The sequence below is a fragment of the Pantoea sp. GW821-FHT03E06 genome, assembly GCF_059420725.1.
Genome location: NZ_JBWKUG010000001.1, coordinates 419,538 through 443,993, shown reverse-complemented (window position 1 = coordinate 443,993; position 24,456 = coordinate 419,538). Strand labels below are relative to the sequence as shown.

The window sequence follows — 24,456 nt, the reverse complement described above, 5'->3', positions numbered from 1 at the left end:
AGGCAATGCCAACTGGAACAGGGCTGATTATGTGAGACGTAACACAGATAGAGCTCACAAACTGGCAACAAAATTTACATGTCAACTTCACATGTCAATAAAATGGACATTCCGAAATATAGGAGGATGCCGCATGCGTGCTAGTGAGCGTTTACCTTTCAAAGATGAAAGCGACCCGATCTTCAGCTTGCCGGACAGCGCGGAGGTTGGGGAGTGGGATACCTTGCTATGGCAAGGCTGGCATAGCTTTGAGCGCGGTGAACAGCCGGGTTGGATGCGGCATAGTATTTTGCAGTCGTGGCAACGATCGCGTCAGCGCGCCATCGATCCTGCCACGTTTAGCTACACCTCTCCGCCTGCTGACGAGCTGGCGGCAATCCTTGAGCACAACGCCGAGTTGATCCTCGCAGCACGCAGCATTATGGAGAACCTGCTGGCATATAACCCAGACGGGCACATTAACCTAACCGATGCGCAGGGCGTGACGCTGCATTTTTGCGGCGCAGATCTTACGCCGGTCGGCAGCATCCTGCGCGAAGAGGTGCTCGGCACCAACTGCACCGCGCGCTGCCTGATCGAACAGCGTCTGGTGTATGTACTGGGCGGTGAAAACTGGAAGCTCGACCTGCGCAAACGTCATCGCCAATGTGCTGCCGCACCGGTGCGTGATGCCAGCGGCCAGCTGCTGGGCGTATTAACGCTCACCGCCACGCCCGATAATTTCAACGCGCACACGCTGGGTACCGTGCAGGCCGCAGCGGAGGCGGTAGGTCAGCAATTGATACTGCGGCGCTTGCTGGCTGAACAGCAGTCGATCCTCGAAACGCTGAATGAAGGCGTGATCGTCTGCGATCGTCATGGCCGCATTAAAACCCTCAATCGCTATGCGCGGCAGATCTTCAGCGGCCTCGATCCGCAAGCGGGCACCATCGATGCGCTTTTACAGCCGCAGGGGGGATCGCTGCTTACCATGCCCTTCTGCAATGACCGCGAGCTACAATTTATCCCGGACGGCGCAAACCCGATTTCCTGCCTGATTTCGCTGATGCCGGCCCCCGATGGCGGCCGCGTGCTGTCGCTGCGCGAAAATCAACGTATTCGCGCCATTACGCGCCGCGTGATGGGTGTGAGCGCCAGCTACACATTTGAAATGATTCGCGGCCATGCGCCGCGCGTGCAGCAAGCGATTCACAAAGCACGCGCCAGCAGCCGCACCGACAGCACCGTGCTGCTAACCGGCGAAAGCGGCACCGGCAAAGAGCTGTTTGCCCAGGCGATCCATAACGCCAGCCCGCGCCAGCAGGAACCGTTCATCGCGCTGAACTGCGGCGCACTGCCGCGAGATTTGGTGCAGAGTGAACTGTTTGGCTATGTCGATGGGGCGTTTACCGGCTCGCGACGCGGGGGATCCGCAGGCAAGTTTGAGCTGGCGGATGGCGGCACCTTGTTTCTCGATGAGATTGGCGAGATGCCGCTGGAGGCGCAAACCAGCCTGCTGCGCGTATTGCAGGAGGGTGAAGTGGTGCGCATCGGTGCGGCGCACCCGCTCAAAGTCAACGTGCGCATAATCGCCGCCACCCACTGTAATCTGCTGGATGCGGTGGAGAAAGGCGCCTTTCGCCGCGATCTCTACTATCGCCTGAACGTGATCTCTCTGGAGATCCCGCCGCTGCGTGAGCGTCAGGAGGACATTCCGGGGCTGGTGAATACCTTTATTCAGGCGCTTTGTACCCGCATGAAACGTATTGCGCCGCAGCTTTCTACGGAAGCCATGGCCTGCTTACAGGCATGGCATTGGCCCGGCAACGTGCGCGAGCTGGAGAATCTGGTGGAACGCATGGTGAACTTGTGCGAGGGCCTGGAGATTGATCGCCGCGATCTGCCGGAAGAGATGATGCAGCACGGCGTGCCTCCGATAAGTGAATTGAGCTCGCTACAGGAGAATGAGCGCCAGCATGTGCTGCAGGTGGTGCGTGAGCAGAAGGGCAACCTGCGCCAGTCGGCCCAGCTGCTGGGGATTTCGCGTACCGCGCTGTATAACAAACTGCATCACTGGCAGGTAGATGTCGCTGGGTTGCGGCGCGGGTAAGGCGCTGAGGTGAGGGAAAAGCAATAACTGTTACAGCGGCGACCAACGTTTTTCCGGGGCGCATCAATGCGCCCCTGACAAAAACCGATCCGTTTTGCGTAGGGTGCACATTACTGCGCACCCTTTGACAGGCCGCACACATCCCATTAAATCGCAGTTTCGTTTTCCAGTTTCTGCCGTTTGCGCAGGTGCGGGAAAATCGTCATCCATACGCCCACCACCACCAGCGTGCCGATGCCGCCAATCGCGGCCGCAGGCACCGCGCCAAAAAAGGCCGCCAGCAAACCCGATTCAAACTCGCCGAGTTGGTTCGAGGTATTAATGAAAATGGCATTGACCGCGTTAACGCGACCGCGCATCTCATCTGGCGTATCCAGCTGCACCAGCGCACCGCGAATCACCATGCTCACCATATCGAAGCCGCCCAGCGCCGCCAGTGCGATCACTGATAGCCACAGCTGCGTCGAGAGCGCAAACACCAGCGTGGCTACGCCAAAACCGGCCACTGAGCCGAACATAATCATGCCGACATGCTTTTCCAGCTTGTGGCGGCTGAGCCATATGCCCACCAGCAGCGCGCCGACTGATGGCGCACCGCGCAGGATGCCCAATCCCCACGGCCCGGTGTGCAGAATGTCCTGCGCGAAAATCGGCAACAGCGCGGTGGCACCGCCCAGCAACACAGCAAACAGATCGAGTGAAATCACGCCGAGCACATCTTTGCGATCGCGGATAAAGCGCACGCCGGCAAACAGATTTGGCAGGTTCATCGGTAAACGCGCCTGCGGTGGACGTTCATAGCGCAGTCGGCTCACCAGCACAATCGAGAAGAGATAGAACAGCGCCGAGACGCCATAGACCACTTCCGGTCCAGCTACATAAAGGAAGCCTCCGAGCGTTGGGCCGATAATCACCGCGGCCTGGCCACCCACCGAACTGGCGGCCATTGCGCGCGCCAGGATCGGCGGCGGCACCAGCGCGGGCAGCATTGAGGTGATGGCCGGCCACTCCAGTGCCTTCGCCACTGAGATCAGGAACACCAATCCCCAAATCTCAAACTTCCCTGCCCAGTTAATGAGGGTTAACGCAACAAGCCCAAGCAGGGCCAGCCACTCAATGAATTGTCCGAGCAACACAATTCGGCGGCGATCGTGCTGATCGGCCAGATGACCCGCGGGCAACGCCAGTAGCACAGAGGGAAGAAACTGCATCAGGCCGATCATCCCCAGCGCCATTGCACTGTGGGTTAAGGCATAGATTTGCCAGCTGACCGCCACCGAGAACATTTGAAAACCGAAAGATGAACAGGTGCGTGCCAGCCAAAAGGCGACAAAAGACCTGTGCCGCAGCAACGAATCCTCTGCTGAACTCATAGATATTATCCCATCCTAAATAATGACGTCGGTTAGCGTCGTTGCACCAACCTGGTGAGAAGCCACAGAATGGCTTCCGCTTTATTTTCAGAGCACAGAGTGCGGCATCTTCCTCAGCCAGGCAATGGCTAGCCGTGCTGTTTAAAAACAGAAGGTTACCGCTAAATTAACTAAGCATAGAGGCCACAATATTAGCACACTGATGGTTTTCACCTGAAAATATCCAAAAAATTCCAGATATTCCAATAACGCTATTATTAGCGCTATCACGACCTGTATATCTCTCTATCAGTGACAGTTAAAAAAGCTGAACTTTATAAACTAAACGGTTTATATTGACAGCGCTAAGATTTCTACCGACTCCCGTCCTTATAATAGATAAGACGTTCCAGCTAATTAATTTATTCACAGAGATAAATGGAAAACAGTTCTTATAATCCTTATGTTACTGAGCGTATCCGTCGTTTTGACGGCGCGCTGACTGGCGTGTGTTATTCAGCACCCTTTATGCATTGCGAACAGGAAAGCACAGCATCACTTAACGGACACAACATAATTTCGCTGCATAATCAGTTGCCGGATACGCCCGAATTAATAATTATCCCGTTAACCGGAAATAACCTGCAGAGTTTTTTACAATCGCCACAAATTGATTCCAGCCTGCACGCTAAAAATGTACGACTAGCAATCAATTACGCTGATTTAGTTCAAAGAGATAGTGAACTGCGGCAAGTAAGTGAACGTTTCTCATTCTGGCTTTATGATTTGGCGCCACCCGGCACCTGCTGGAAGAATATCGCCGCCTTTCCTTTTAGCGGCGTTGTACTCACTGAGGAATTTTTTAACGATAATTATCTCAAGTTCAGCTTCCCATTCCTGCTGGAATCGTTTCGTGAAAGAGAAGCAGAAGTGATATTACGCGCGCCGCAACTCATGCTGCCTGCGGTGCGCTATAGAGAGCTGAATGTGAGCGGCTGGCAGGAACAACGTACCAGCAGCACAGTGTTTGAAGGGTAAACGTTTACACAAAATTTTGCCCTGAGGCGTTATGGCCCTACTTCCCCGGACATAGCGTCTCAATTCCCTCATAAAATGTCGCACTACTTGCCCTCTACGAGTGCAAAGCACTAAAAATATCAAACCCATTAACGTTTTTAAGATAAAATTTAACGCAAAGGGATCATATCGCCGCACGGAAAGCGCCGATCGAACAGGTTTCGTTATTTCGTACTCTATGTCGGGAAGCAGCCCAACGCGTTGTTTCCTTTTTGGTTTTTTATGGCAAAGAAAGAGGTCATTATTATGGGGAAAGCTTCCTCATCTTTTGGCGTAATCCGTTTTCTCACAGTGCTTTTTGCACTGCTGACAGGCGCGTTTATGCTGGTTGGTGGCGTTTGGTTAGCCGCCATTGGAGGTTCCTGGTACTACGTTATTGGCGGTGTGATCATGTTGATCACCGCTGTTCTGCTGTGGCGCCGTAGCGGCTCAGCACTTCTGCTGTACGCATTGCTGCTGTTGGCAACGCTGGTGTGGGGCGTATGGGAAGTCGGCTTCGACTTCTGGGCGCTGGCACCGCGTACCGATGTGCTGGTGATCTTCGGCATCTGGCTGATTCTGCCGTTTGTTTATCGCGGTTTGAACCAGCCGAGCAAAGGTGCATTGGGTCTGATGGCCGTCGCACTGATTGCCAGCGCACTGGTGCTGGCGTGGGCGGTGTTCCACGATCCGCAAGAGTTGAACGGTGAAATCCCAGCAGCGGCAGCCAATGCCCCGCAGGCGCAGCCGTTAAGCAAAATCGATGATGCTGACTGGCCTGCTTATGCACGCGATCAGCAAGGCACGCGTTTCTCACCGCTGAAGCAGATTAATAGCGGCAACGTGAAAGAACTGCAGGTTGCCTGGCAGTTCCAGACCGGCGATATGAAAACCCCGAACGATCCGGGTGAGATTACCGACGAAGTCACGCCAATTAAAATCCGCGACACGCTTTACCTGTGCTCGCCACACCAGATTCTGTTTGCGCTGGATGCGAAAAGCGGTAAGCAGAAGTGGAAATTTGATCCGGGCCTGAAGCCAAACCCAACCTTCCAGCACGTTACCTGCCGTGGCGTTTCTTACCACGAAGTCCCTGCTGCGGCCGATGCGTCTAGCACCCAACCTGCGCTGTGCTCACGCCGCATTTACCTGCCGGTAAACGACGGTCGTATGTTTGCGCTGGATGCGGAAACCGGTGAACGTTGTGCCGCCTTTGGCAACAACGGTGAACTGGATCTGCAGCACAAGCAGCCGGTATTGACCCCAGGTCAATATGAGCCGACCTCTCCGCCAGTGATTACCGATACCACCATCGTCGTGGCCGGTGCGGTGACCGATAACTACTCAACCCGTGAGCCGTCTGGCGCCATTCGTGGTTTTGACGTTAACACCGGTAAACTGCTGTGGGTATTCGATCCAGGCGCGAAAGATCCTAACGCGATTCCAGGTGATGAACACACCTTCACCATGAACTCACCGAACTCGTGGGCGCCGGCGGTATACGATCCGAAACTGGATATCGTTTACCTGCCAATGGGTGTGTCAACGCCAGATATCTGGGGCGGCAACCGTACTCCAGAGCAGGAGCGTTATGCGAGCAGCGTGCTGGCACTGAATGCTACTACCGGTAAGCTGGTGTGGTCGTACCAGACCGTGCATCACGATCTGTGGGATATGGACCTACCGTCTCAACCGACGCTGGCCGATATCACCGATAAAGATGGCAAAACCGTCCCGGTCATTTATGCGCCGGCGAAAACCGGTAACATCTTTGTGCTGGATCGCCGTACCGGTGAGCCGGTTGTCCCTGCACCGGAAACCCCGGTTCCACAGGGCGCCGCTAAAGGCGACCACGTAGCGCCTACGCAGCCGTACTCCGAACTGACCTTCCGTCCGAAAAATAATCTGACGGACAAGGACATGTGGGGCGCGACGATGTATGACCAGCTGGTGTGCCGCGTGATCTTCAAGCGTCTGCGCTATGAAGGTCCGTTCACTCCGCCGTCTGAGCAGGGTACGCTGGTGTTCCCGGGTAACCTGGGCATGTTCGAATGGGGCGGTATCGCGGTTGATCCACATCGTCAGATTGCGATTGCTAACCCAATGGCGCTGCCGTTTGTCTCTAAGCTGGTTCCGCGCGGTCCGGGCAACCCGATCGAGCCGCCGGCTGACGACAAAGGCGGTTCAGGTACTGAAACCGGTATCCAGCCCCAGTACGGCGTTCCGTACGGCGTGGAGCTGAATCCGTTCCTGTCACCGTTTGGCCTGCCGTGTAAGCAACCGGCGTGGGGCTATGTCTCAGCGGTTGACCTGAAAACTAACGAAACCGTGTGGAAAAAACGCATTGGTACGGTACGCGATAGCGCGCCAGTGCCAGTACCGTTCAAAATGGGTATGCCAATGCTGGGCGGCCCAATCACCACCGCCGGTAACGTGTTCTTCATCGGTGCTACCGCAGATAACTACCTGCGTGCGTTCGATACCAACACCGGTGAAATGTTGTGGCAGGCGCGTCTGCCAGCGGGCGGCCAGGCAACGCCGATGACCTATGAAGTAGATGGCAAGCAGTACGTTGTTATCGCTGCCGGCGGTCACGGTTCGTTTGGCACCAAGCTGGGTGATTATGTGATTGCCTATGCACTGCCAGATGCGAAGTAAGTTTTCGCATTGAAGTAATGAGAAAGGCGGACTGTGAAGTCCGCCTTTTTTGTAGGGTCGCCATGAATGGCGACCCTACGGTTAACGTTTACGCAGCACCCGTGCGTTTAACAGCGCACACAGCGCCATGATTACGCAGGTCGCCAGGAACACCGGGCGCATGCCAAATGCACCACCGATAAAACCGCCGAACAGCGGACCTGAAACCTGGCCGACATACTGCGCCGAGGTGGCATAGCCCAGCATCTTCCCCACCTGCGACTGCGGTACGCTGTGGCGAATCAGCGCCGTGACGCACGGCATCAAGCCACCCAGCGCCATGCCCATCAGAAAACGCAGCACCACCAGTTGCCAGGCTTCACTGATAAATGCCTGCGGGATCAGCAACAGCGCGCACGCTATTAATCCATACACCAGCACGCGACCATGTCCAACGCGGTCGGCCAGCTTTCCTAAACGTGGCGCGGAAAGAATGCTGCCGAGCGCTGCTGCCGCCATCACCAATCCGGCAGTGACCGTTACCGCGTGATCGCCGCTGACAAACTGGCCGATGTACAGCGTGATAATCGGTTCAATCGACATATTGGCGAAAATCAGCAACATACCCGACAGCCACATCAAGCGCACTACGGGCAGATTCAGCGACTTTTCATCGTCGGCTGCGCTCTGCTGTGTTTTTTTGCCAGCAGCACGTGGCACCTCTTTCAGCAAAAAGGTGGTCGCCAGGAAGGCGAGGAAAATCACCGCGCCCGTCAACCAGAAAGTATGGCGAATGCCAATCAGCGGCGGCAATACCCCGCCCAGCAGCGGTCCCACCACGTTACCGGCCATAATGCCGGACGATAAAATACCGAGCGCCCAGCCGGTTTGCTCTTTCGGCGTTTGCGCCGCCACCAGAATGGTCGATCCTGAGGCGTAGCCGCCAAGTAATCCCGCCAGCAAACGCAGCGCCACCAGCTGCCACGGCGCGGTGGCCATGCCAATCAGCGACATGGCAATCGCCATGCCAAGGCTGGCGCGGATTAACATCAGTTTGCGACCATAGCGATCGGCCAGCTTGCCCCACAGCGGCGCGGTCAACGCGGCGCTGAGGAAGGTGGCGCCATAGGCCGCACCTGACCAGCGCGCAATCGCCGCCGGCTCCTGCACGCCGAGCTGTTGCACGTAGAGCGGCAGAAACGGCAACAGCAGCGTCATCGCCACGATGGTGCTGAATGAACCCAGCACGCAGACCACTAAATTTCGCTTCCAGTGTTGCTGTTCGGGCGCTAACGCGATTGGAGGTTGTTGCATGGTGATATCCCTGTTTTTTGCTTTTTTAGCAGGCTAACAGTGACTTCTGGCAGAGAACAGCGTTGCAGTGATAATTGCCAGGCAGCGCAATATTGTTGCCAGCAAACAACAATCAGCGACTGCCGAGGGCATTAATTAGCGCCTCGCATAATAAGGTTACCGGCGAGGAGGGCTGCGGCTGCTCTTTCAGCAGCAGATAACTGTGCAGGCGATCCATCTGCCACTCCGGCAGCACCTGCTGAATTTCACCGCGCGCCAACGCTTCCTGCGTCATATAGGCCGGTAGATAAGCGATGCCCGTGCCCGCCAGCGCGGCATTCAGCAGCGCCATGCTGTTATTGGCGCGGAAGCGACTGCGCACATCCAGCGCTAACCGCTGCTTATCGCGCCGAAACGGCAGCGCTGCGGTATGCGCCGGTCCGTGAAACAGCAGCAGATCGTGGCGCATCAGACGTTCGGGATGGTCGATAGCTGCGTGCGCCGCCAGATAATCCGGCGTGGCGTACAAGCCCCAATCGATGCTGCTGAGTTCTCGAAAATTGGCCGCATCAGGCGCACGCGCGCGAATCACGATCGCCACATCGGCACTGGGTTGCGGATCATCAAGGGTGGTGAGGTCAAGATCGACATTGATATGAATATGACGACGAATAAAGTCATTGAGCGTCGGCACCACGCATTGGCAGCCATAGGTGATCGGTGCTTGCAAGCGCACGTTGCCCGCCGGTAATTGATGCACCTGCTGCACAAACGCATCGGCGCGATGCATTTCTGCCAGCATACGCGTACAAAACGGATAGTAAGCCTGGCCGAGCTCCGTCAGCACCACTTTACGCGTGGTGCGCTGCAGCAGCTTGATACCGAGCCGCACTTCCAGCCGGGCCACTTCACGGCTGACGTGAGATTTGGAGACGCCTAAAGTACGAGCGGCTTCACTAAAGCTTTGCCGTTCCACTACGCGTGCAAACAGCATCATGGCGGTGAGATTGTCGCTGTTATCCATGTTCTCTGGTGGGCTAGATAAGTGAGAACCGTAGATTAAAAGCTAAACCAGTAATAAGTCCATCGCCGCACATTTCGTAGCGGCGCGATTTATCGCGCGTATCAATGGCGCCTGATTGCCCATCCAGATCTTGCGCAATGAATTGCGCCGCTACGAAGCGTGCTCTGAGAAATATCGGAATAAGTATTTCAACTCGCCATCGCCAGTGGGAACAGCAGCCGATCCGGCTCAACGCGGCGCTGGCGGCGCAGCTGGCCTGGCGTCACAAGGAAATAATTTTTAAATGTGCGGGTATAAGCCTGCTGCGTATCAAAACCGTAGCTCATCGCCACCTGCAAAATTGCTTCGTCACTGTTGATAAGCGTGAGTGCTGACTCAGTCAGCCGGCGCTGGCGAATGTACTCTGCCAGAGAAAACCCGGTGTGCTGACGAAACAGACGTTGCAGATGCCAGCGGGAGTATCCCGAGCGGCGTGCTACTTCATCCAGATGCAAATCGTGTCCTAAATTATTTTCTATCCAGTCCAGCAAACTACGGATAAATTCGCGCTGATTCATGGGATTCTCCTGCTTTGACGATATGTCCAGTGCAGCTACTGTAGCGCGTTAAATTTATCCCTTAATTAGCGGAAAATTAGCGCAGAATTAGCAAGGCAGAAAACAGGGTAATTCTGCGCTAAGAAAACAACGGTAAACTGCGCTCAGTTAAGTTGGAGAACATCATGCGTGTGCTGCTGGTAGAAGATGACGAAATGATTGGCGCCAACCTGCAGCAAGCGCTGGAAGCGGCAGGTTGGTCGGTGGATTGGGTGCGTGATGGCGTGTTTGCCAGCAATGCCTGGACCGAAGGCGGCTATACCTGCGTGTTATTGGATTTGGGCTTGCCGCGTGAAGATGGCCTGCAGGTGCTGCGCCGTGCGCGCACGCGCGGTGACATGACGCCCGTGCTGGTGCTTACCGCACGCGATACCGTGCAGCAACGTATTCAGGGGCTGGATAGCGGTGCGGATGACTATTTGCTGAAACCCTTTGATCTGCAAGAAGTGCTGGCGCGCATGCGCGCCATTACCCGACGTCGCCACGGTGCGGCGGATTCCCTGCTGGGCAGCGGCGACGTGCAGATTGATATCATGACGCGTGAAGTCCTCTACAAAGGCCAGCGCGAGCAGCTTACCGCGCGCGAATATGCCCTGCTCTACGCGCTTCTGGAGCGCCCGGGCGCCATCCTGTCGCGCGAGCAGTTAGAGAACCGTATTTATGGCTGGGGCGAAGAAGTGAGCAGCAACGCCGTTGATGTATTAATTCACGGCATGCGCCGTAAGCTGGATAACGAAGTGATCCGCAACGTGCGCGGACTCGGCTGGCGAGTACCGGCAATATGAAACCTTTCACCTTTATGCGCTCACTGCGTAACAAACTGCTCGCCACGCTGGTGATTCTGCACCTGGCGATGATCGGCGGCGTCACCTGGTATTTCTATCACTGCTACGGCGACATGATGGGCACCATGAAGGACGATCAGCTTGCTAAGATCGCCGATGCCTGGTCCAGCAGCCAGCGTATGCCCGCCTTGATGCCGATGGTGATGAATACCGAAAAGCTGAAAAGCACCTACATTGTCCAGCTGTGGGACACCAATAACCGGCTGCGTGCCAGCTCGTGGCCCGATCTGCATGCCCCCTTGCAAAGCAAAAATGGCTGGCACGACCTGAAAGTGGGTGATTGTGGCGATGACTGCGAATGGCGCGTCTATACGCGTCCCGGCGAATTGGGCAGCGAAATTGGCAATATCCAGGTGCTGCACAACATCGGCTACATGAAAAGCATCATGCTGAAGCGGGCGCTCTCCGCCATCATTCCGTTGGTATTAATGATGCCGCTTTCGCTGCTCGTCATCTGGCTGGTGGTACGCGCCATCACGCGTGATTTACGCGTTGCATCGCGTCAAATCGCCGCCCAGGAAACGCTGCATCCGCATACGCTATCTCCTGATGGCTTGCCGGATGAAGTGCTGCCGCTGGTGGCGGCTTACAACTCGTTGCTGGATAAGCTGCGCACGGCATGGTCGTCTCAGCGCCAGTTCCTTGAGGATGCCGCCCACGAGCTGCGCACGCCGGTGACCGCCGTGACCTTGCAGCTGGAAAATCTGCGACAACACATTCAGCCGGGAGAAGCCAGTCGCCAGTTCGATCAGCTGGAAGCGGGCGTCACCCGGACGCGTCATTTGGTCACGCAGCTGCTGAACATTTCGCGCCAGGAAGATCAATCGGTGGTTGCCACGGTGGAAGCCATCGAGTTGGACAGTCTGCTGAAAGAGAGCATTGAGCAGCTGATGGTGGTGGCCGACAAACGCGGTATTGATATCGGCTTCAACGGCACAGCGCACTATCGCCTGCACGCCAGTCGCTCTGATTTACGTAGCCTGTTCGATAACCTGATCGGTAACGCGATGCTGCATACGCCGGAAGGCAGTTTGGTGGATGTGCTGCTGCATCGGGTGGGGAATCATACCGTGGTGGATATTGTGGACAACGGGCCAGGTATGGCGGAATCCTTTATCGAACGCGCTTTTGACCGCTTTACCCGTTCGCCTGATGTGCAGGCGCAAGGCAGCGGGCTGGGCCTGTCGATCGTGCGCAGCGTGGCGCAGAAACATCAGATGCAGGTTGCGCTGTCGAATCGCCATGATGCGCTGGGCCAGATTGCCGGGCTGCAGGTGCGCGTTACCTTGCCATAACTCGCACCGTGCCGTAGCGGCGCAATTTATTGCGCATTTTCATAGCGAGCACGGTGCCCCTTCAAAAAACGCGCGATAAATCGCGCCGCTACATCCTTTCCCTACATCAAACACATTTCCTGCCGTACGCGACAACGTAAACGGTTGCGGGGTTCCGTTCGCCGCACGGCTTATTTGTGATAATGATCACATTTTCAGTGAATCGAAATGCAACACTTTTTGACAAACGTGATCAAAATCTATTTTCTATGCCTCTGTTACAGGCACATTACGCGGGCTTGAAAATCTGGCGCTTGAGACCGGATGCAACAACACACTGCCCATCCCTGGGATCGACTTCACCCGATCGCGGCACAAGACCGGCGATCACAAGCATGTGGTTAAAATAATGAAATATAACTCGTTGATAGCAGGCGCCTTATTGGCCACTAGCTTGACTGGCGCAGCACAAGCGGCAGAAAGCGATCCGCAGTATCTTTCCGATTGGTGGCATCAAAGCGTTAACGTGGTGGGCAGCACGCATACCCGTTTTGGACCCCAGTTTAATAATGACGTGTACCTCGAATACGAAGCCTTCACCAAAAAGGATTGGTTCGATTTCTACGGTTACCTCGATCTGACCAACTTCTTTGGCGTGGGCAATAGCAACGCCAATGGCGTATTTGACCACGGTTCGCCGATGTTCATGGAAATTGAGCCCCGTTTCTCGATTGATAAACTGACCGGCACCGATCTCTCATTTGGTCCGTTCAAAGAGTGGTATTTCGCCAACAACTATATTTATGACATGGGTCGCAATAGCGATAACCGTCAGAACACCTGGTACATGGGTCTTGGCACCGACATCGATACGCACAGCGATATCGGCCTGTCGCTCAACGTGTACGCCAAATACCAGTGGGAAAACTACGGTGCGGCAAACGAGAACAGCTGGGATGGTTATCGCTTCAAGGTGAAATACTTTGTGCCGATTACCGATCTGTGGGGCGGCAAGCTGAGCTACATCGGCTTTACCAACTTTGACTGGGGTTCCGATCTGCGTGATGAGTCCGATCGTTCACGCACCAGCAACTCCATCGCTTCCAGCCACATTCTGTCGCTGAACTACGATCACTGGCACGTTTCAACCGTGGCGCGTTACTTCCACAACGGCGGCCAGTGGGCTGACGGCCAGGAGCTGAACTTCGGCAACGGTCCATTTGAAGTGAAATCAACCGGCTGGGGTTACTACCTGGTGGTGGGTTACAACTTCTAATCGAGTAAAGCGGCCGCTATTAAATGGTGCGCTTGATTGAACGGCCGCCATTAATTGTGCGCTTGGTTGAACGGTCGCCATTAATGGCGACCCTACATTGTAGGGTGCGCATTTATGCGCACCTTGTCGAAAATCGCATCCACCTTAAATCTGCGGCTTATACGCATTCACCATCCACGGCACGCCGAATTTATCGGTAAACATCCCAAAACCGTTGGCCCAGAACGTTGGAGCCCAGCTTTTGGTGACGTTACCGCCCGCCGACAGCGCATCAAACCAACGCTTCCCTTGCGCTTCATCCGGCGTGGATAAACTCACCGAGAAACCGGCATATTCCGCCTGCGGTGCGCCATCACTCATCATTATTTCGCCCTGCCCGATACGCACATGCGCATGCATAATCTGCTCGGGTGAAAAGCTCACGCCTGAAGTGCAACCTTCATCCTCCACCGGCGTTTCATCTGGCATATCGCCATAGGTCATCTTAAACAGCAGCTCGCCGTCGGTAGCCGCAAGGTAGAAGGCAATCGCCTCTTCGCAGCGGCCGTTGTAGAACACATACGGGGTAACTTGCATGGTCTGTACTCCATTAAGGGAACGCCAGATGCAAGTGTAGTGCGCATTATTTATACCGTTGCGAGCCAGGACGCACTCTTACCTTTGCTGACAATGGCGGCGGAACAGCTGCGCCATATAGGCACTCATCGGCGTCAGAGCAGCATCTTTGCGCTGGATCAGATAGAACGTGGCTTTCGGCAAGGGATCGTCGAGCTCCAGCGAAATCAGCTGACCGCCGTGCGTCGGATCTTCAATCACATCGCGCGAGATAATACTGACGAAGTCGCTCTGCGCCACCAGACTGGTGCAAGCCATAAAGGTTTCGCAGGTCACTACAATTTGCGGTGCCATGCCGCGCTCGCCAAACAGATCGTGCAGCAGCCGATAGTAGCTGCCCTGCGGCGTTGGCATGGTCCAGTCGCAGTGTTGTAACTCGGCCAGCGAGCGCGCGTGCGCCATCGGATGGCCTTTACGCATAACTACCTGATAGTCGCGCTCCATCAAGCGTTCAAAAATTAATTCCTGATCGAGATGATTTTTTTCGTAGGTATTGATGGTGAAATCCAGCTCGCCCTGGCGCAGTTCCTGCACCATCGATACCAGTTGGCCTTCAACAATGCGTACCTTTACCAGCGGATACTCGCGATGAAACTGCGTGATGACATGCGGCATGATGGTGCGCGCAATACTGCCGCCCACACCAATATTCACGCGCCCGCCTGCCAATCCCAGCCGCTGCTGAATATCCTCCTGCGCTACCCGCAACTCTTCCAGCACTAGGCTGGCATGCTGGAAAAAGTTATCACCGATGTCGGTCAGCGTGACGCCCTGCTGGCGCCGTTCAAACAGCCGTGCACCCAGCGTGAGCTCCAGTTCCTGAATCGCTTTGGTGAGCGCGGGCTGCGAGAGCCCGGATAAACGGCTGGCGGCGCGAATACTGCCCTGCCGCGCCACGTCAACAAAGGCGCGCAGCTGATGAAGTTTGAGGTTCGCAGACATGTTTGAAGTGATAACCGTTGTTTATCAGTAGCAAGATATTCGCATCTTATGCGCTCCAAAACCATTGTGTAGATTCGAGTGAATGCATAAAAAATCAACACAAAGGAAATGCCGATGAAAACCCTGTCCGAACGTGTCAACGCCCGCGTGCCGCAGATGCAGGCCTGGCGGCGCGATCTGCACCATTTTGCCGAATCAGGCTGGCTGGAGTTTCGCACCGCCACCTTAGTGGCGGAGGAGCTGCATCGTCTTGGTTATCAACTCAAGCTCGGCCGCGAGGTGATCGATGCCGACGCGCGCATGGGATTGCCCTCCGATGAAGTGCTGGCGCAACAGGAAGCGCGCGCGCTGGAGCAAGGTGCGCTGCCGCAGTGGATCACACACTTCTCCGGCGGATTTTGTGGCGTGGTGGCGACGCTGGAAACCGGTCGTCCAGGCCCGGTAATGGGTTTTCGCGTTGATATGGATGCACTCGATCAAAACGAAAGCCGCGCAAGCGATCATCTGCCGACGCGGGAAGGCTTTGCCTCGTGCAATCCCGGCATGATGCACGCGTGCGGTCACGATGGCCACACCACCATCGGCCTGGCGCTGGCGGGCGTATTAATGGAGATGAAAGATCAGCTGAGCGGCACGCTTAAAATCATCTTCCAGCCAGCTGAAGAAGGCGTGCGCGGCGCCAAAGCGATGGTCGCCGCGGGCGTGGTGGATGATGTCGATTTGTTTACCGCCATTCACCTCGGCACCGGCGTGCCTGCCGGTGAAATCGTGTGTGGCAGCGACAGCTTCCTCGCTACCACCAAACTCGACGTCACGTTCACCGGCGTGGGCGCGCATGCCGGCGGCAAACCGGAAGAAGGCCGCAACGCCTTGCTGGCGGCGGCGCAGGCCACACTGGCGCTGCACAATTTGCCGCAGCACAGCGGCGGCGTGGCGCGTGTTAACGTCGGCGTATTACAGGCTGGCTCCGGTCGCAACGTGGTGCCCGACTACGCGCTCATGAAGGTGGAGACGCGCGGCGCGAGCAACCACGTCAACGACGATATCTATCAGCAGGCGCTGCGCGTGATCGCCGGTGCGGCGGCGATGTACGGCGTGGAGTATGACGTCAAGCTGATGGGCGGCGCACGTAGCTGCACGCCAAGTCAGCCGTGGGTGGCATTCATCCACCAGCAGGCCGAGGCGTTGGGCATTTTCACTTCGGTGGTTGATACCAAACAGCAGGCGGCCGGATCCGAAGATGCCACCTACATGCTGGAGCGCGTGCAGCAGCGCGGCGGCCAATCCTCCTATGTGATTTTCGGCTGCGCACTGGCGGCGGGCCATCACAACGCCAGATTCGATTTCGACGAAGCAATCATGGCTACCGCAGTACAGACGCTAGCAACACTGGCACTTAATCAAGCCCAGTTTGGAGGCCAACGATGAGCCACAGCGAATTTATTAATCACTACATCAACAAAAACCAGCCGCGCTTTAGCGCTCTTAGCGACGCCATCTGGGACGTGCCGGAAACCCGCTTTGAAGAGACGCAATCCGCCGCGCTGCTGGCCGATGCGCTGGAACAGGAGGGCTTTGCCGTGGAGCGTGGCGTCGGCAACATCGACACCGCGTTTGTTGCCAGCATCGGCAGCGGTAAACCGGTGATCGCCATTCTCGGCGAGTTTGATGCGCTAGCCGGTTTGAGCCAGCAATCAGGCTGCGCCACGCCGCAGCCGCTGGTGGAGAACGGTAACGGCCACGGCTGCGGCCACAATCTGCTCGGCACCGCCGGTTTAGCCGCCGCCTTCGCCATCAAAGCCTGGTGGGCAGAGCACGGCCAGCGCGGCACGCTGCGCTTTTACGGCTGTCCGGGCGAAGAAGGCGGTTCCGGCAAAACCTTTATGGTGCGTGAAGGCTTGTTTGACGATGTGGACGCGGCAGTCACCTGGCATCCCGAAGGCTTCAGCGGCATGTTTAACCTCAGCACGCTGGCCAATATTCAGGCGGCTTTCCGCTTTAAAGGCGTGGCGGCGCACGCGGCTAACTCGCCGCATCTGGGGCGCAGCGCGCTGGATGCGGTGACGCTGATGAACACCGGCGCTAACTTCCTGCGCGAGCACATTGTACAAGAAGCGCGGCTGCACTATGCGGTGACCAACACCGGCGGTGTCTCCCCCAATGTGGTGCAAGCCGATGCCGAAGTGCTGTACCTGATTCGCGCGCCGCAGCTCGATCAGGCGCAGGATATCTATCAGCGCGTGATTAACATCGCTAAAGGCGCGGCGCTGATGACCGACACGCAGATGACGGTACGCTTCGATAAAGCCTGTTCCAATTACGTGCCGAATCGCGCGCTGGAAAGCGTGATGGAGCGCTATTTGCATCAGTTTGGTTTGCCTGACTACAGCGAAGCGGAGCAGGCGTTCGCCGCTGAGATTCGTGCCACGCTGAGCAAAGACGATCTGCGCAACGCGCGCCTCAATGCGGCACGCACCGGCGGTGAAGCGGGCGTCGCCTGGACCGACGCGCTGGGCGATAAGATTCTGATGGATGAGGTGGCGCCTTATGCGGTCACGCGTGAGCTGCTTTACGGCTCAACCGACGTTGGCGATGTGAGTTGGGTGACGCCCACCGCGCAGTGCTTTGCGCCCTGCTTTGCTTTCGGCACGCCGCTGCACACCTGGCAGCTGGTCGCGCAGGGCCGTACGTCTATTGCGCACAAAGGCATGTGCCTGGCGGCCAAAGTGATGGCCGCCACCGCGTTAACCTTATTGCAGGATGACGAGGCGCTGGCGCGCTGCCGCGAAGAGTTCCAACGCGTGCGCCGCGAGCAACCTTACATCTGCCCGATTCCAGCAGATGTCACACCGTCGAAGTTGAAATAGCGGTGCGATATCCCGGTGCGCATAAATGCGTCATCAAGGTTCGTGCGATTCGTAACACGGTGCGCATAAATGCGCACCCTACGGGGTTCGTAGGGTCGCCATTAATGGCGACCGTCATGATGGGCGCACAATGTATATCGCCATTAATGGCGACCTGAGCACTACCCAAAAAATACAAAAAAATATAGCCCCCAAGCGGGCATGCAAACATAACAAGACGACTGACGAGGATTGATCTATGGAAGCCACCACGGAGAACCGCAGCCCCGGAAAACTGTTTAGCTGGATTGAACGCGTTGGTAATAAAGTGCCGAACCCGTTCTTACTTTTTGTCTATTTGATTGTGGTGCTGATGGTTGCCACCGCCATTCTCGGCAGCCTTGATGTGGCGGTGAAGAATCCCACTAACGGCGAGCTGGTGCGGGTCAACAACCTGCTGAGCGTCGCCGGAATTCAGTGGATCCTGCCCAACATCATCAAAAACTTCAGCGGCTTTACGCCGTTGGGATCGATTCTGGCGCTGGTGATTGGCGCTGGATTAGCGGAAAAAGTCGGCCTGCTGCAGTCGCTGATGGTGAAAATGGCCTCACGCGTCAGCCGCCGCTACGCCAGCTACATGGTGCTGTTTATCGCCTTCTTCAGCCACATCTCATCCGATGCGGCGCTGGTAGTGATGCCGCCGCTCGGCGCGCTGATTTTCCTCGCGGTGGGACGCCATCCGGTGGCGGGCCTGCTGGCGGCGATTGCCGGGGTAGCGTCCGGCTTTACCGCCAACTTGTTGATTGTGACCACCGATGTCCTGCTCTCCGGCATCAGCACCGAAGCCGCCAAAGCGGTGAGCGATACCGTGCACGTCAGCGTTATCGACAACTGGTTCTTTATGGCCAGTTCGGTGATTGTGCTGACCATCGCCGGCGCGCTGTTGACGGATAAATTCGTCGAACCGCGTCTGCCAGCGTGGAACGGCGGCAATAATCATCGCCTGCCACCGCTTACCGCGCTGGAGAATCGCGGCCTGAAAGCCGCTGGTATCGCCGCGCTGGTATTTATTGCCCTAATGGCGCTGCTGGTGGTGCCGGAACACGCGCCGCTGCGCAACCCGAAAACCGGCGGTATCATCCCCTCGCCGTTTATTCAGGGCATTGTACCGATCATCATCCTGTTCTTCTTCGTGGTGGCCATTGCCTACGGTGCGGTGACGAAGCAGATCCGCCGTCCGGATGATATTCCGCAGCTGCTGGTCGATCCGATGAAGAGCATGGCGGGCTTTATTGTGATGGTGTTTCCGCTGTCGCAGTTTGTTGCCTTCTTTAACTGGAGCAACATGGGCAAGTTTATGGCGATAGGCCTGACCGATGTGCTGGAGAGCGCCGGCATCAGCGGTGCACCGGCGTTTATGGGATTGATGTTCCTGTCGGCGTTCCTGTGCATGTTTATCGCCAGCGGATCGGCGATCTGGTCAATCCTCGCGCCGGTATTTGTACCGATGTTTATGCTGCTGGGCTTCCATCCGGCATTTGCCCAGATGATTTTCCGCATCGCCGATTCTGCCGTGCTGCCGCTGGCGCCGATGTCACCGTTCCTGCCGCTGTTCCTCGGCTTTCTGCAGCGCTATCAAAAAGATGCACAGCTAGGCACCTATTACGTGCTGATCTTCCCTTATCCGCTGGTGTTCTTTACCACCTGGATCGTGCTGCTGCTGGCGTGGTACGCGTTAGGTTTACCGATTGGACCAGGCGTTTATCCCAGCCTGCACTAAGCCTGCGCCATGGATGGCGATCACACTTCTGTGAACTGCAACGCATGTTGCCAAAATGTCACCGTAGCGCCTCTCGGCAACCTGTCACGAATTTATTATTCTGCTATTCCTTCGCTTGCTAACGGTTAATTATTTTAAAACCTCTCTCAGCCGTCAGCGGGTTCTGCAAACACCGAGGTCTATAGAACAATGACAACCATCACATCGACAGGGATGGCGAACGATCGCATGAGCGCGGATCGCCGCACCTTAGCCGGGCGCATTGATGCGCTGCCCTCTTCCGCGGGTTTGTGGCGCTTTATCACGCTACTGGCGCTCGGCGGCTTTTTTGAACTCTACGATCTGTTTGAAACCGGCTATATCAGCTCTGGCCTGATTGCCGCCGGCGTGTTTCATACCGGCTCTGCGGGCGTGTTCGGCATCGCCGATCAGGCGGCGTTTGCCTCCGCCACCTTCCTTGGCCTGTTTGTCGGTGCCAGCCTGCTCGCGCCCTATGCCGATCGCTTCGGCCGCCGCCTCACCTTTATGTGCGCGCTGGCGTGGTACGGCGCGTTTTCTCTGCTGATGGCGTTCCAGCAGAGCGCGGAGATGATTATCCTGTTCCGCTTCCTGGTCGGCATTGGTCTCGGCGTGGAGCTGGTGACCATCGATACTTATCTCTCCGAATGGGTGCCGGCGCATCTGCGCAGCCGCGCGTTCGCCTTCTCGTTCTTTATCCAGTTTCTGTCGGTACCGGCGGTGGCGCTGATGTCGTGGTGGCTGGTGCCGCAAACCATCCTTAGCCTGGAGGGCTGGCGCTGGGTGGTGATTGCTGGCGCAGTGTGTTCGCTGGTGATCTGGCTGATCCGTAAAAACCTGCCCGAATCCGCGCGCTGGCTGGCGCAACAAGGGCGCCATCAGGAAGCGCATCAGGTGCTGAGCGCGATGGAAAAACGCTGTGGCATCTCGCCAGGCGAAGACTTTTCCCACAGCGATGCCGCGGCACAGCTGCCGAAAAAAGGTCGCTTCAGTGAGATTTGGGCACCGGCCTATCGCAAGCGTACGCTGATGCTGGTGGTGATGAACTTCTTTCAGGCGATTGGTTTCTTTGGCTTCGGTAACTGGTTGCCCGCGCTGCTGTCGGGCAAAGGCGCCACCGTCACGCACAGCCTGCTGTATGCCTTTTTCATTACGCTGGCCTACCCGCTCGGTTCGCTGATTTGCAGCCGCTACGCCGATAAGATTGAGAACAAATGGCAGATCGTTCTGTCATCGCTGATGACGGTGGTGTTCGGCACGCTATTCGCCTTTATGACGAATCCGGTGCTGATGATCATCTGCGGTTTCCTGATCACCTACAGCAACGCCTGGCTGACCTTCAGCTATCACGCTTATCAAACCGAGATTTTCCCGACGCACATTCGCGCCCGCGCGGTGGGTTTCTGCTATTCGTTTAGCCGATTGTCGACGGTGTTCAGCAGCATTTTGATTGGCATTATTTTGCAGTATGCCGGCAGCCAGGGCGTGATCGCCTTTATCGTGCTGAGCATGTTGATGGTGATGCTATCGGTAGGAATTTACGGGCCGAAAACCCGTGGCATGGATTTGGAGAATATTTGAGTTGATGCCCTCACCCTAGCCCTCTCCCACAAGTGGGAGAGGGAATAATTAGGGGAGAAATATGCTCGATCGGTTCCCTCTCCCGCCTGCGGGAGAGGGTTAGGGTGAGGGAAAGCTACTGCCCTTCCAGCACCTTAATATCCGCGCTGCCCTGCTTCGGCTGCACGGTTTCGTCTTTACGTAGCGCCGCCACATCCTTCGCCGCTACGCTCGACTTCACGCCATTGCCCCAGCTGCCACGGATAAAGTTCACCACATCCGCCACCTGCTGGTCGTTCATGCGCCAGCCGAACGCCGGCATGGTGATCGCCGTTGGTGCACCCTGCACGCCAGGCAAAGTACCGCCCACCAGCACAATGTGAATCAGCGAGGTCGGATCGTCAGCCATCACCACCGGATTACCGCGCAGCGCCGGATAGAAGCGCTGATAGCCGCTGCCGTCGGTTTTGTGGCACGCCGCACAGCTATCGACGTAGGTTGCTGCGCCTGGCTGGCTGTCGTCACCTTTCCACAACGCTTTGGCGACGGCGTCATCCTGCTTAAACACCGCCTGATTCGGATCTTTTGCGCCGAGTGATTTCAGATATTTTGCAATCGCGCTGATATCGTCATCGCTCAGATATTGCAGGCTGTGCTGCACCACGTCGGTCATACCACCAAACACCGCGGTGTGATCGTTGCGGCCAAAGCGCAGGAACTGCTTGAGATCCTCTTCGCTCCAGCGGCCTAAACCATCGCGGTTGTCGCCACGCAGGTTGCTGGCGGTCCAGCCGTCAATCGGCGCGCTGCTGCCGGCGAGATAGTTGTTGCCTTCGTCGTTATTAAGCGCTTTTTCCTGCATGGTGATGCTGCGCGGCGTGTGGCAGGCGCCACAGTGACCGAGACCTTCCACCAGATAGCGACCGCGAGCAAGCACAGGATCTTCCTGCGCCGCCGGCTGGAACGCCTTCACGTCCGGCGCAAAGATGCCGCGCCAGATCGAGAGCGGCCAGCGCATCGACAGCGGCCACGGAATATCGCTCTCTTTATTGGCCTGCGCCACCGGCTGCACGCCGTGCATGAAGTAGGCATACAGCGCCTTCATGTCGTCATCGCTGACTACCGCGTACGACGGATACGGCATCGCCGGATAGAGCGTATCGCCGTTTTTCGCTACGCCGTGACGCACCGCTTTCTGGAAATCATCGTAGCTATAGTCACCAATGCCGGTGGCTTTATCCGGCGTGATGTTGGTGGAATAAATGGTGCCGATTGGCGTCGCCATGGGCAGTCCACCGGCAAACGGCTGACCGCCCTGCGCGCTGTGACACGCCACGCAGTCACCCGCGCGCGCCAGATACTCGCCGCGTTTCACCAACGCGTCCGCAGCGCTATCATCCGCCACTGCGGCGAACGTCATCGTGCCCAGAAACAGGGCTAAAATGCTTTTGATCATCGCCGTGTTCCTTATGCCTGTACCAGCGGGCCGGGGTTTTTCAGATATTGTTCACGAATGGCTTTGGCTGACCAGTAGGTCAACGCCGCCACCATGCCGGTTGGGTTGTAGCCGAGTCCTTGCGGGAACGCTGAGGCGCCTGGCACAAACACGTTTGGCACATCCCAGCTCTGCAGATAACGGTTAACCGCGCTGGTTTTCGGATCTTCACCCATAATCGCCCCACCGCTCATGTGCGTGGTTTGATATACGGTGGTATCGAAGTGGCTGCCCGGCCCTTTCGCGCCGCCGATGATCATTTTCGGGTTCATCGCTTCGGTGATTTTGCGCATCTTCTCAATCATGAACTGCGCCATCTTGATGTCGTTGTCCTGCCAGTCAAAGGTCATACGCAGCAGCGGCTGGCCGTAGGCATCTTTGTAGTTGGGATCGAGATCGAGATAGTTGGCGCGATACGACTGGTGCGCGCCGTGCGCATCCATCGAGATGTGATGGTTGTAAGTATCCGCTACCGCCGCTTTCCACTGGCTGCCCCAGTTCGGCGTGCCTTTTGGCGTCGGCAAACCGGAGATCGGCTTGGTACCGGCCTGGTTGACCCAGAACGGCGAACCGCCGACGAAGCCGTGCGGCCCGTGATCGAAGTTGTCGGCGTTGAAATCATCCACCGCCACACCCGCGCCACCGGCACCGATAAACGGGTTGGTGGTGGTGTTTTTGTCGAACAGCGCTTTCAGCGTCGAGATGTTCTGATAGGCAAAGTTACGGCCCACCACCCCTTCGTTGGAGATCGGGTTATAGGGTTTGCCGATGCCGGAAAGCAGCATCAAATGCACGTTGTGGAACTGGAACGCTGACAGGATCACCAGATCCGCCGGCTGCACCACTTCGCGGCCCTGGCCATCGAGATAGGTCACGCCGGTGGCGCGCTTTTTATCGTCAGTCAGATTCACGCGCAGCACGTAGGCGTTATTGCGCAGCTCAAACTTCGGCTCCTGGCGCAGTGCCGGCAGGATGTTCACATTTGGCGACGCTTTAGAATACATGTAGCAGGCGTAACCGCTGCAGAAACCGCAGAAGTTGCACGGGCCCATCTGTGCGCCGTAGGTGTTGGTGTACGGGCCAGAGGTGTTGGCCGACGGCATATCATACGGATGATAACCGACGGATTCTGCCGCCTGCGCGAACAGCTGTGCCGAGTAGGTGCGCTTCTGCGCCGGCAGCGGGAAGTCGCTGGAACGATCGGGCGCATACGGGTTGCCGCCTTTCTCTTTGCCCAGCAGCTTGCCTTTGATCGACCAGGCGCTGCCCGAGGTGCCGAACACTTTTTCAGCCTGATCGAAGAACGGTTCCAGCTCGTCGTAATTTACGCCGAAATCCTGAATCGTCATGCCTTCCGGGATGAAATTTTTACCGTAGCGCTGCTCGTAGTGGCTGCGCAGATTGAGCTCGACCGGATCGACGCGGAAATGGACGCCCGACCAGTGCAGACCGGCACCGCCGGTGCCGGTGCCCGGCAAAAACGCCGCCAGCTGGCGATACGGCACCGCCGTTTGTGACGCATCGTGACGGATGGTCACGGTACTTTTCGACAGATCCTGGAACAGTTTTTTACGGATGTTATAGGTCAGTTCATCGATCGACTGTGGATAGGAGCCATCCGGGTAGGTATCGCGATGCGGACCGCGCTCCAGCGCCACCACATTCAGGCCCGCTTCGGTCAGCTCTTTCGCCATAATCGCGCCCGCCCAGCCGAAACCGACCACCACCGCATCCACTTTTTTCAATTCATTTGCCACG

At 56.8% G+C, this 24,456-nt stretch carries 18 protein-coding genes; 10 read left to right on the top strand and 8 right to left on the bottom strand.

What is annotated here, in order from left to right; translation table 11 throughout:
- Nucleotides 1–133 precede the first annotated feature (133 nt).
- On the top strand, nucleotides 134–2,089 hold the full coding sequence (locus tag AC07WB_RS01980; protein WP_097095165.1) for a sigma-54-dependent Fis family transcriptional regulator: 1,956 nt from the start codon (nucleotides 134–136) through the stop codon (nucleotides 2,087–2,089).
- 146 nt (nucleotides 2,090–2,235) lie between these two features.
- On the opposite strand, the gene AC07WB_RS01975 is transcribed toward AC07WB_RS01980, so the two are convergent.
- Entirely contained in the window at nucleotides 2,236–3,462 is a 1,227-nt protein-coding gene (locus AC07WB_RS01975) for an MFS transporter (protein ID WP_345827401.1), read from the bottom strand.
- 417 nt (nucleotides 3,463–3,879) lie between these two features.
- Here AC07WB_RS01975 and AC07WB_RS01970 point away from each other — a divergent pair, with 417 nt between their 5' ends.
- Nucleotides 3,880–4,479, top strand: coding sequence for a hypothetical protein (locus AC07WB_RS01970; RefSeq protein ID WP_494939952.1), 600 nt, complete (start codon nucleotides 3,880–3,882; stop codon nucleotides 4,477–4,479).
- 285 nt (nucleotides 4,480–4,764) lie between these two features.
- Entirely contained in the window at nucleotides 4,765–7,155 is a 2,391-nt protein-coding gene (locus AC07WB_RS01965) for a glucose/quinate/shikimate family membrane-bound PQQ-dependent dehydrogenase (protein WP_494939951.1), read from the top strand.
- 81 nt (nucleotides 7,156–7,236) lie between these two features.
- Here AC07WB_RS01965 and AC07WB_RS01960 read toward each other — a convergent pair whose 3' ends face one another.
- From AC07WB_RS01960 to AC07WB_RS01950, 3 genes are all read right to left on the bottom strand, one after another.
- Entirely contained in the window at nucleotides 7,237–8,448 is a 1,212-nt protein-coding gene (locus tag AC07WB_RS01960; RefSeq protein WP_494939950.1) for an MFS transporter, read from the bottom strand.
- 112 nt (nucleotides 8,449–8,560) lie between these two features.
- Nucleotides 8,561–9,451, bottom strand: a complete 891-nt coding sequence (locus AC07WB_RS01955; RefSeq protein WP_097095169.1) for a LysR family transcriptional regulator — start codon at nucleotides 9,449–9,451, stop codon at nucleotides 8,561–8,563.
- Nucleotides 9,452–9,639: 188 nt separating this feature from the next.
- A complete protein-coding gene (locus AC07WB_RS01950; RefSeq protein WP_007888509.1) occupies nucleotides 9,640–10,008 on the bottom strand; it encodes a helix-turn-helix domain-containing protein in 369 nt (122 codons plus the stop codon).
- 164 nt (nucleotides 10,009–10,172) lie between these two features.
- On the opposite strand from AC07WB_RS01950, the gene AC07WB_RS01945 reads away from it, so the two are divergent.
- From AC07WB_RS01945 to AC07WB_RS01935, 3 genes are all read left to right on the top strand, one after another.
- Nucleotides 10,173–10,832, top strand: coding sequence for a response regulator (locus AC07WB_RS01945; RefSeq protein WP_494939949.1), 660 nt, complete (start codon nucleotides 10,173–10,175; stop codon nucleotides 10,830–10,832).
- Nucleotides 10,829–12,187: a sensor histidine kinase gene (locus tag AC07WB_RS01940; protein WP_097095170.1), complete on the top strand. Its 1,359-nt coding sequence runs from the start codon at nucleotides 10,829–10,831 to the stop codon at nucleotides 12,185–12,187. Before AC07WB_RS01945 ends, AC07WB_RS01940 begins: the two co-directional genes overlap by 4 nt.
- 388 nt (nucleotides 12,188–12,575) lie before the next feature.
- Entirely contained in the window at nucleotides 12,576–13,442 is an 867-nt protein-coding gene (locus tag AC07WB_RS01935) for a nucleoside-specific channel-forming protein Tsx (protein WP_097095171.1), read from the top strand.
- A 144-nt stretch (nucleotides 13,443–13,586) separates the two neighbouring features.
- Here the strand turns inward: AC07WB_RS01935 and yjdN are convergent, their stop codons facing one another.
- Together yjdN and AC07WB_RS01925 are read right to left on the bottom strand one after the other, a co-directional pair.
- Nucleotides 13,587–14,018 carry a VOC family metalloprotein YjdN gene (gene yjdN / locus AC07WB_RS01930; RefSeq protein ID WP_097095172.1) on the bottom strand — a complete coding sequence of 144 codons (432 nt, stop codon included), beginning with the start codon at nucleotides 14,016–14,018 and terminating at the stop codon, nucleotides 13,587–13,589.
- A gap of 78 nt (nucleotides 14,019–14,096) precedes the next feature.
- On the bottom strand, nucleotides 14,097–14,999 hold the full coding sequence (locus AC07WB_RS01925) for a LysR family transcriptional regulator (RefSeq protein WP_097095173.1): 903 nt from the start codon (nucleotides 14,997–14,999) through the stop codon (nucleotides 14,097–14,099).
- 114 nt (nucleotides 15,000–15,113) lie between these two features.
- Between AC07WB_RS01925 and AC07WB_RS01920 the strand changes: the two genes are divergently transcribed.
- The 4 genes from AC07WB_RS01920 (at nucleotide 15,114) to AC07WB_RS01905 (ending at nucleotide 21,224) form a co-directional block, all read left to right on the top strand.
- Complete coding sequence (locus AC07WB_RS01920) at nucleotides 15,114–16,427, top strand: amidohydrolase (protein ID WP_494939948.1); 1,314 nt, start codon at nucleotides 15,114–15,116, stop codon at nucleotides 16,425–16,427.
- Nucleotides 16,424–17,866 (top strand): M20 family metallopeptidase, encoded by a 1,443-nt coding sequence (locus AC07WB_RS01915; RefSeq protein WP_494939947.1) that lies wholly within the window; start codon nucleotides 16,424–16,426, stop codon nucleotides 17,864–17,866. The genes AC07WB_RS01920 and AC07WB_RS01915 overlap by 4 nt, the downstream gene beginning before the upstream one ends.
- Before the next feature lie 238 nt (nucleotides 17,867–18,104).
- Nucleotides 18,105–19,625, top strand: coding sequence for a p-aminobenzoyl-glutamate transporter (gene abgT, locus AC07WB_RS01910; protein ID WP_494939946.1), 1,521 nt, complete (start codon nucleotides 18,105–18,107; stop codon nucleotides 19,623–19,625).
- Nucleotides 19,626–19,814: 189 nt separating this feature from the next.
- On the top strand, nucleotides 19,815–21,224 hold the full coding sequence (locus AC07WB_RS01905; protein WP_097095177.1) for an MFS transporter: 1,410 nt from the start codon (nucleotides 19,815–19,817) through the stop codon (nucleotides 21,222–21,224).
- A gap of 115 nt (nucleotides 21,225–21,339) precedes the next feature.
- Here AC07WB_RS01905 and AC07WB_RS01900 read toward each other — a convergent pair whose 3' ends face one another.
- Both AC07WB_RS01900 and AC07WB_RS01895 read right to left on the bottom strand, forming a co-directional pair.
- Nucleotides 21,340–22,659 carry a c-type cytochrome gene (locus AC07WB_RS01900; protein ID WP_345827410.1) on the bottom strand — a complete coding sequence of 440 codons (1,320 nt, stop codon included), beginning with the start codon at nucleotides 22,657–22,659 and terminating at the stop codon, nucleotides 21,340–21,342.
- A gap of 11 nt (nucleotides 22,660–22,670) precedes the next feature.
- Nucleotides 22,671–24,455 (bottom strand): GMC family oxidoreductase, encoded by a 1,785-nt coding sequence (locus AC07WB_RS01895; protein ID WP_097095179.1) that lies wholly within the window; start codon nucleotides 24,453–24,455, stop codon nucleotides 22,671–22,673.
- Nucleotide 24,456 lies beyond the last annotated feature (1 nt).

What these genes read in the sequence shown, in the direction of transcription:
- AC07WB_RS01905 (WP_097095177.1), top strand. Translation starts at nt 19,815, where the DNA reads ATGACAACCATCACATCGACAGGGATGGCGAACGATCGCATGAGCGCG.
- abgT (WP_494939946.1), top strand. Translation starts at nt 18,105, where the DNA reads ATGGAAGCCACCACGGAGAACCGCAGCCCCGGAAAACTGTTTAGCTGG.
- AC07WB_RS01960 (WP_494939950.1), bottom strand. Translation starts at nt 8,448, where the DNA reads ATGCAACAACCTCCAATCGCGTTAGCGCCCGAACAGCAACACTGGAAG.
- AC07WB_RS01925 (WP_097095173.1), bottom strand. Translation starts at nt 14,999, where the DNA reads ATGTCTGCGAACCTCAAACTTCATCAGCTGCGCGCCTTTGTTGACGTG.
- AC07WB_RS01975 (WP_345827401.1), bottom strand. Translation starts at nt 3,462, where the DNA reads ATGAGTTCAGCAGAGGATTCGTTGCTGCGGCACAGGTCTTTTGTCGCC.
- AC07WB_RS01920 (WP_494939948.1), top strand. Translation starts at nt 15,114, where the DNA reads ATGAAAACCCTGTCCGAACGTGTCAACGCCCGCGTGCCGCAGATGCAG.
- AC07WB_RS01935 (WP_097095171.1), top strand. Translation starts at nt 12,576, where the DNA reads ATGAAATATAACTCGTTGATAGCAGGCGCCTTATTGGCCACTAGCTTG.
- AC07WB_RS01915 (WP_494939947.1), top strand. Translation starts at nt 16,424, where the DNA reads ATGAGCCACAGCGAATTTATTAATCACTACATCAACAAAAACCAGCCG.
- AC07WB_RS01965 (WP_494939951.1), top strand. Translation starts at nt 4,765, where the DNA reads ATGGGGAAAGCTTCCTCATCTTTTGGCGTAATCCGTTTTCTCACAGTG.
- AC07WB_RS01900 (WP_345827410.1), bottom strand. Translation starts at nt 22,659, where the DNA reads ATGATCAAAAGCATTTTAGCCCTGTTTCTGGGCACGATGACGTTCGCC.
- AC07WB_RS01980 (WP_097095165.1), top strand. Translation starts at nt 134, where the DNA reads ATGCGTGCTAGTGAGCGTTTACCTTTCAAAGATGAAAGCGACCCGATC.
- AC07WB_RS01945 (WP_494939949.1), top strand. Translation starts at nt 10,173, where the DNA reads ATGCGTGTGCTGCTGGTAGAAGATGACGAAATGATTGGCGCCAACCTG.
- AC07WB_RS01970 (WP_494939952.1), top strand. Translation starts at nt 3,880, where the DNA reads ATGGAAAACAGTTCTTATAATCCTTATGTTACTGAGCGTATCCGTCGT.
- AC07WB_RS01950 (WP_007888509.1), bottom strand. Translation starts at nt 10,008, where the DNA reads ATGAATCAGCGCGAATTTATCCGTAGTTTGCTGGACTGGATAGAAAAT.
- AC07WB_RS01940 (WP_097095170.1), top strand. Translation starts at nt 10,829, where the DNA reads ATGAAACCTTTCACCTTTATGCGCTCACTGCGTAACAAACTGCTCGCC.
- AC07WB_RS01955 (WP_097095169.1), bottom strand. Translation starts at nt 9,451, where the DNA reads ATGGATAACAGCGACAATCTCACCGCCATGATGCTGTTTGCACGCGTA.
- yjdN (WP_097095172.1), bottom strand. Translation starts at nt 14,018, where the DNA reads ATGCAAGTTACCCCGTATGTGTTCTACAACGGCCGCTGCGAAGAGGCG.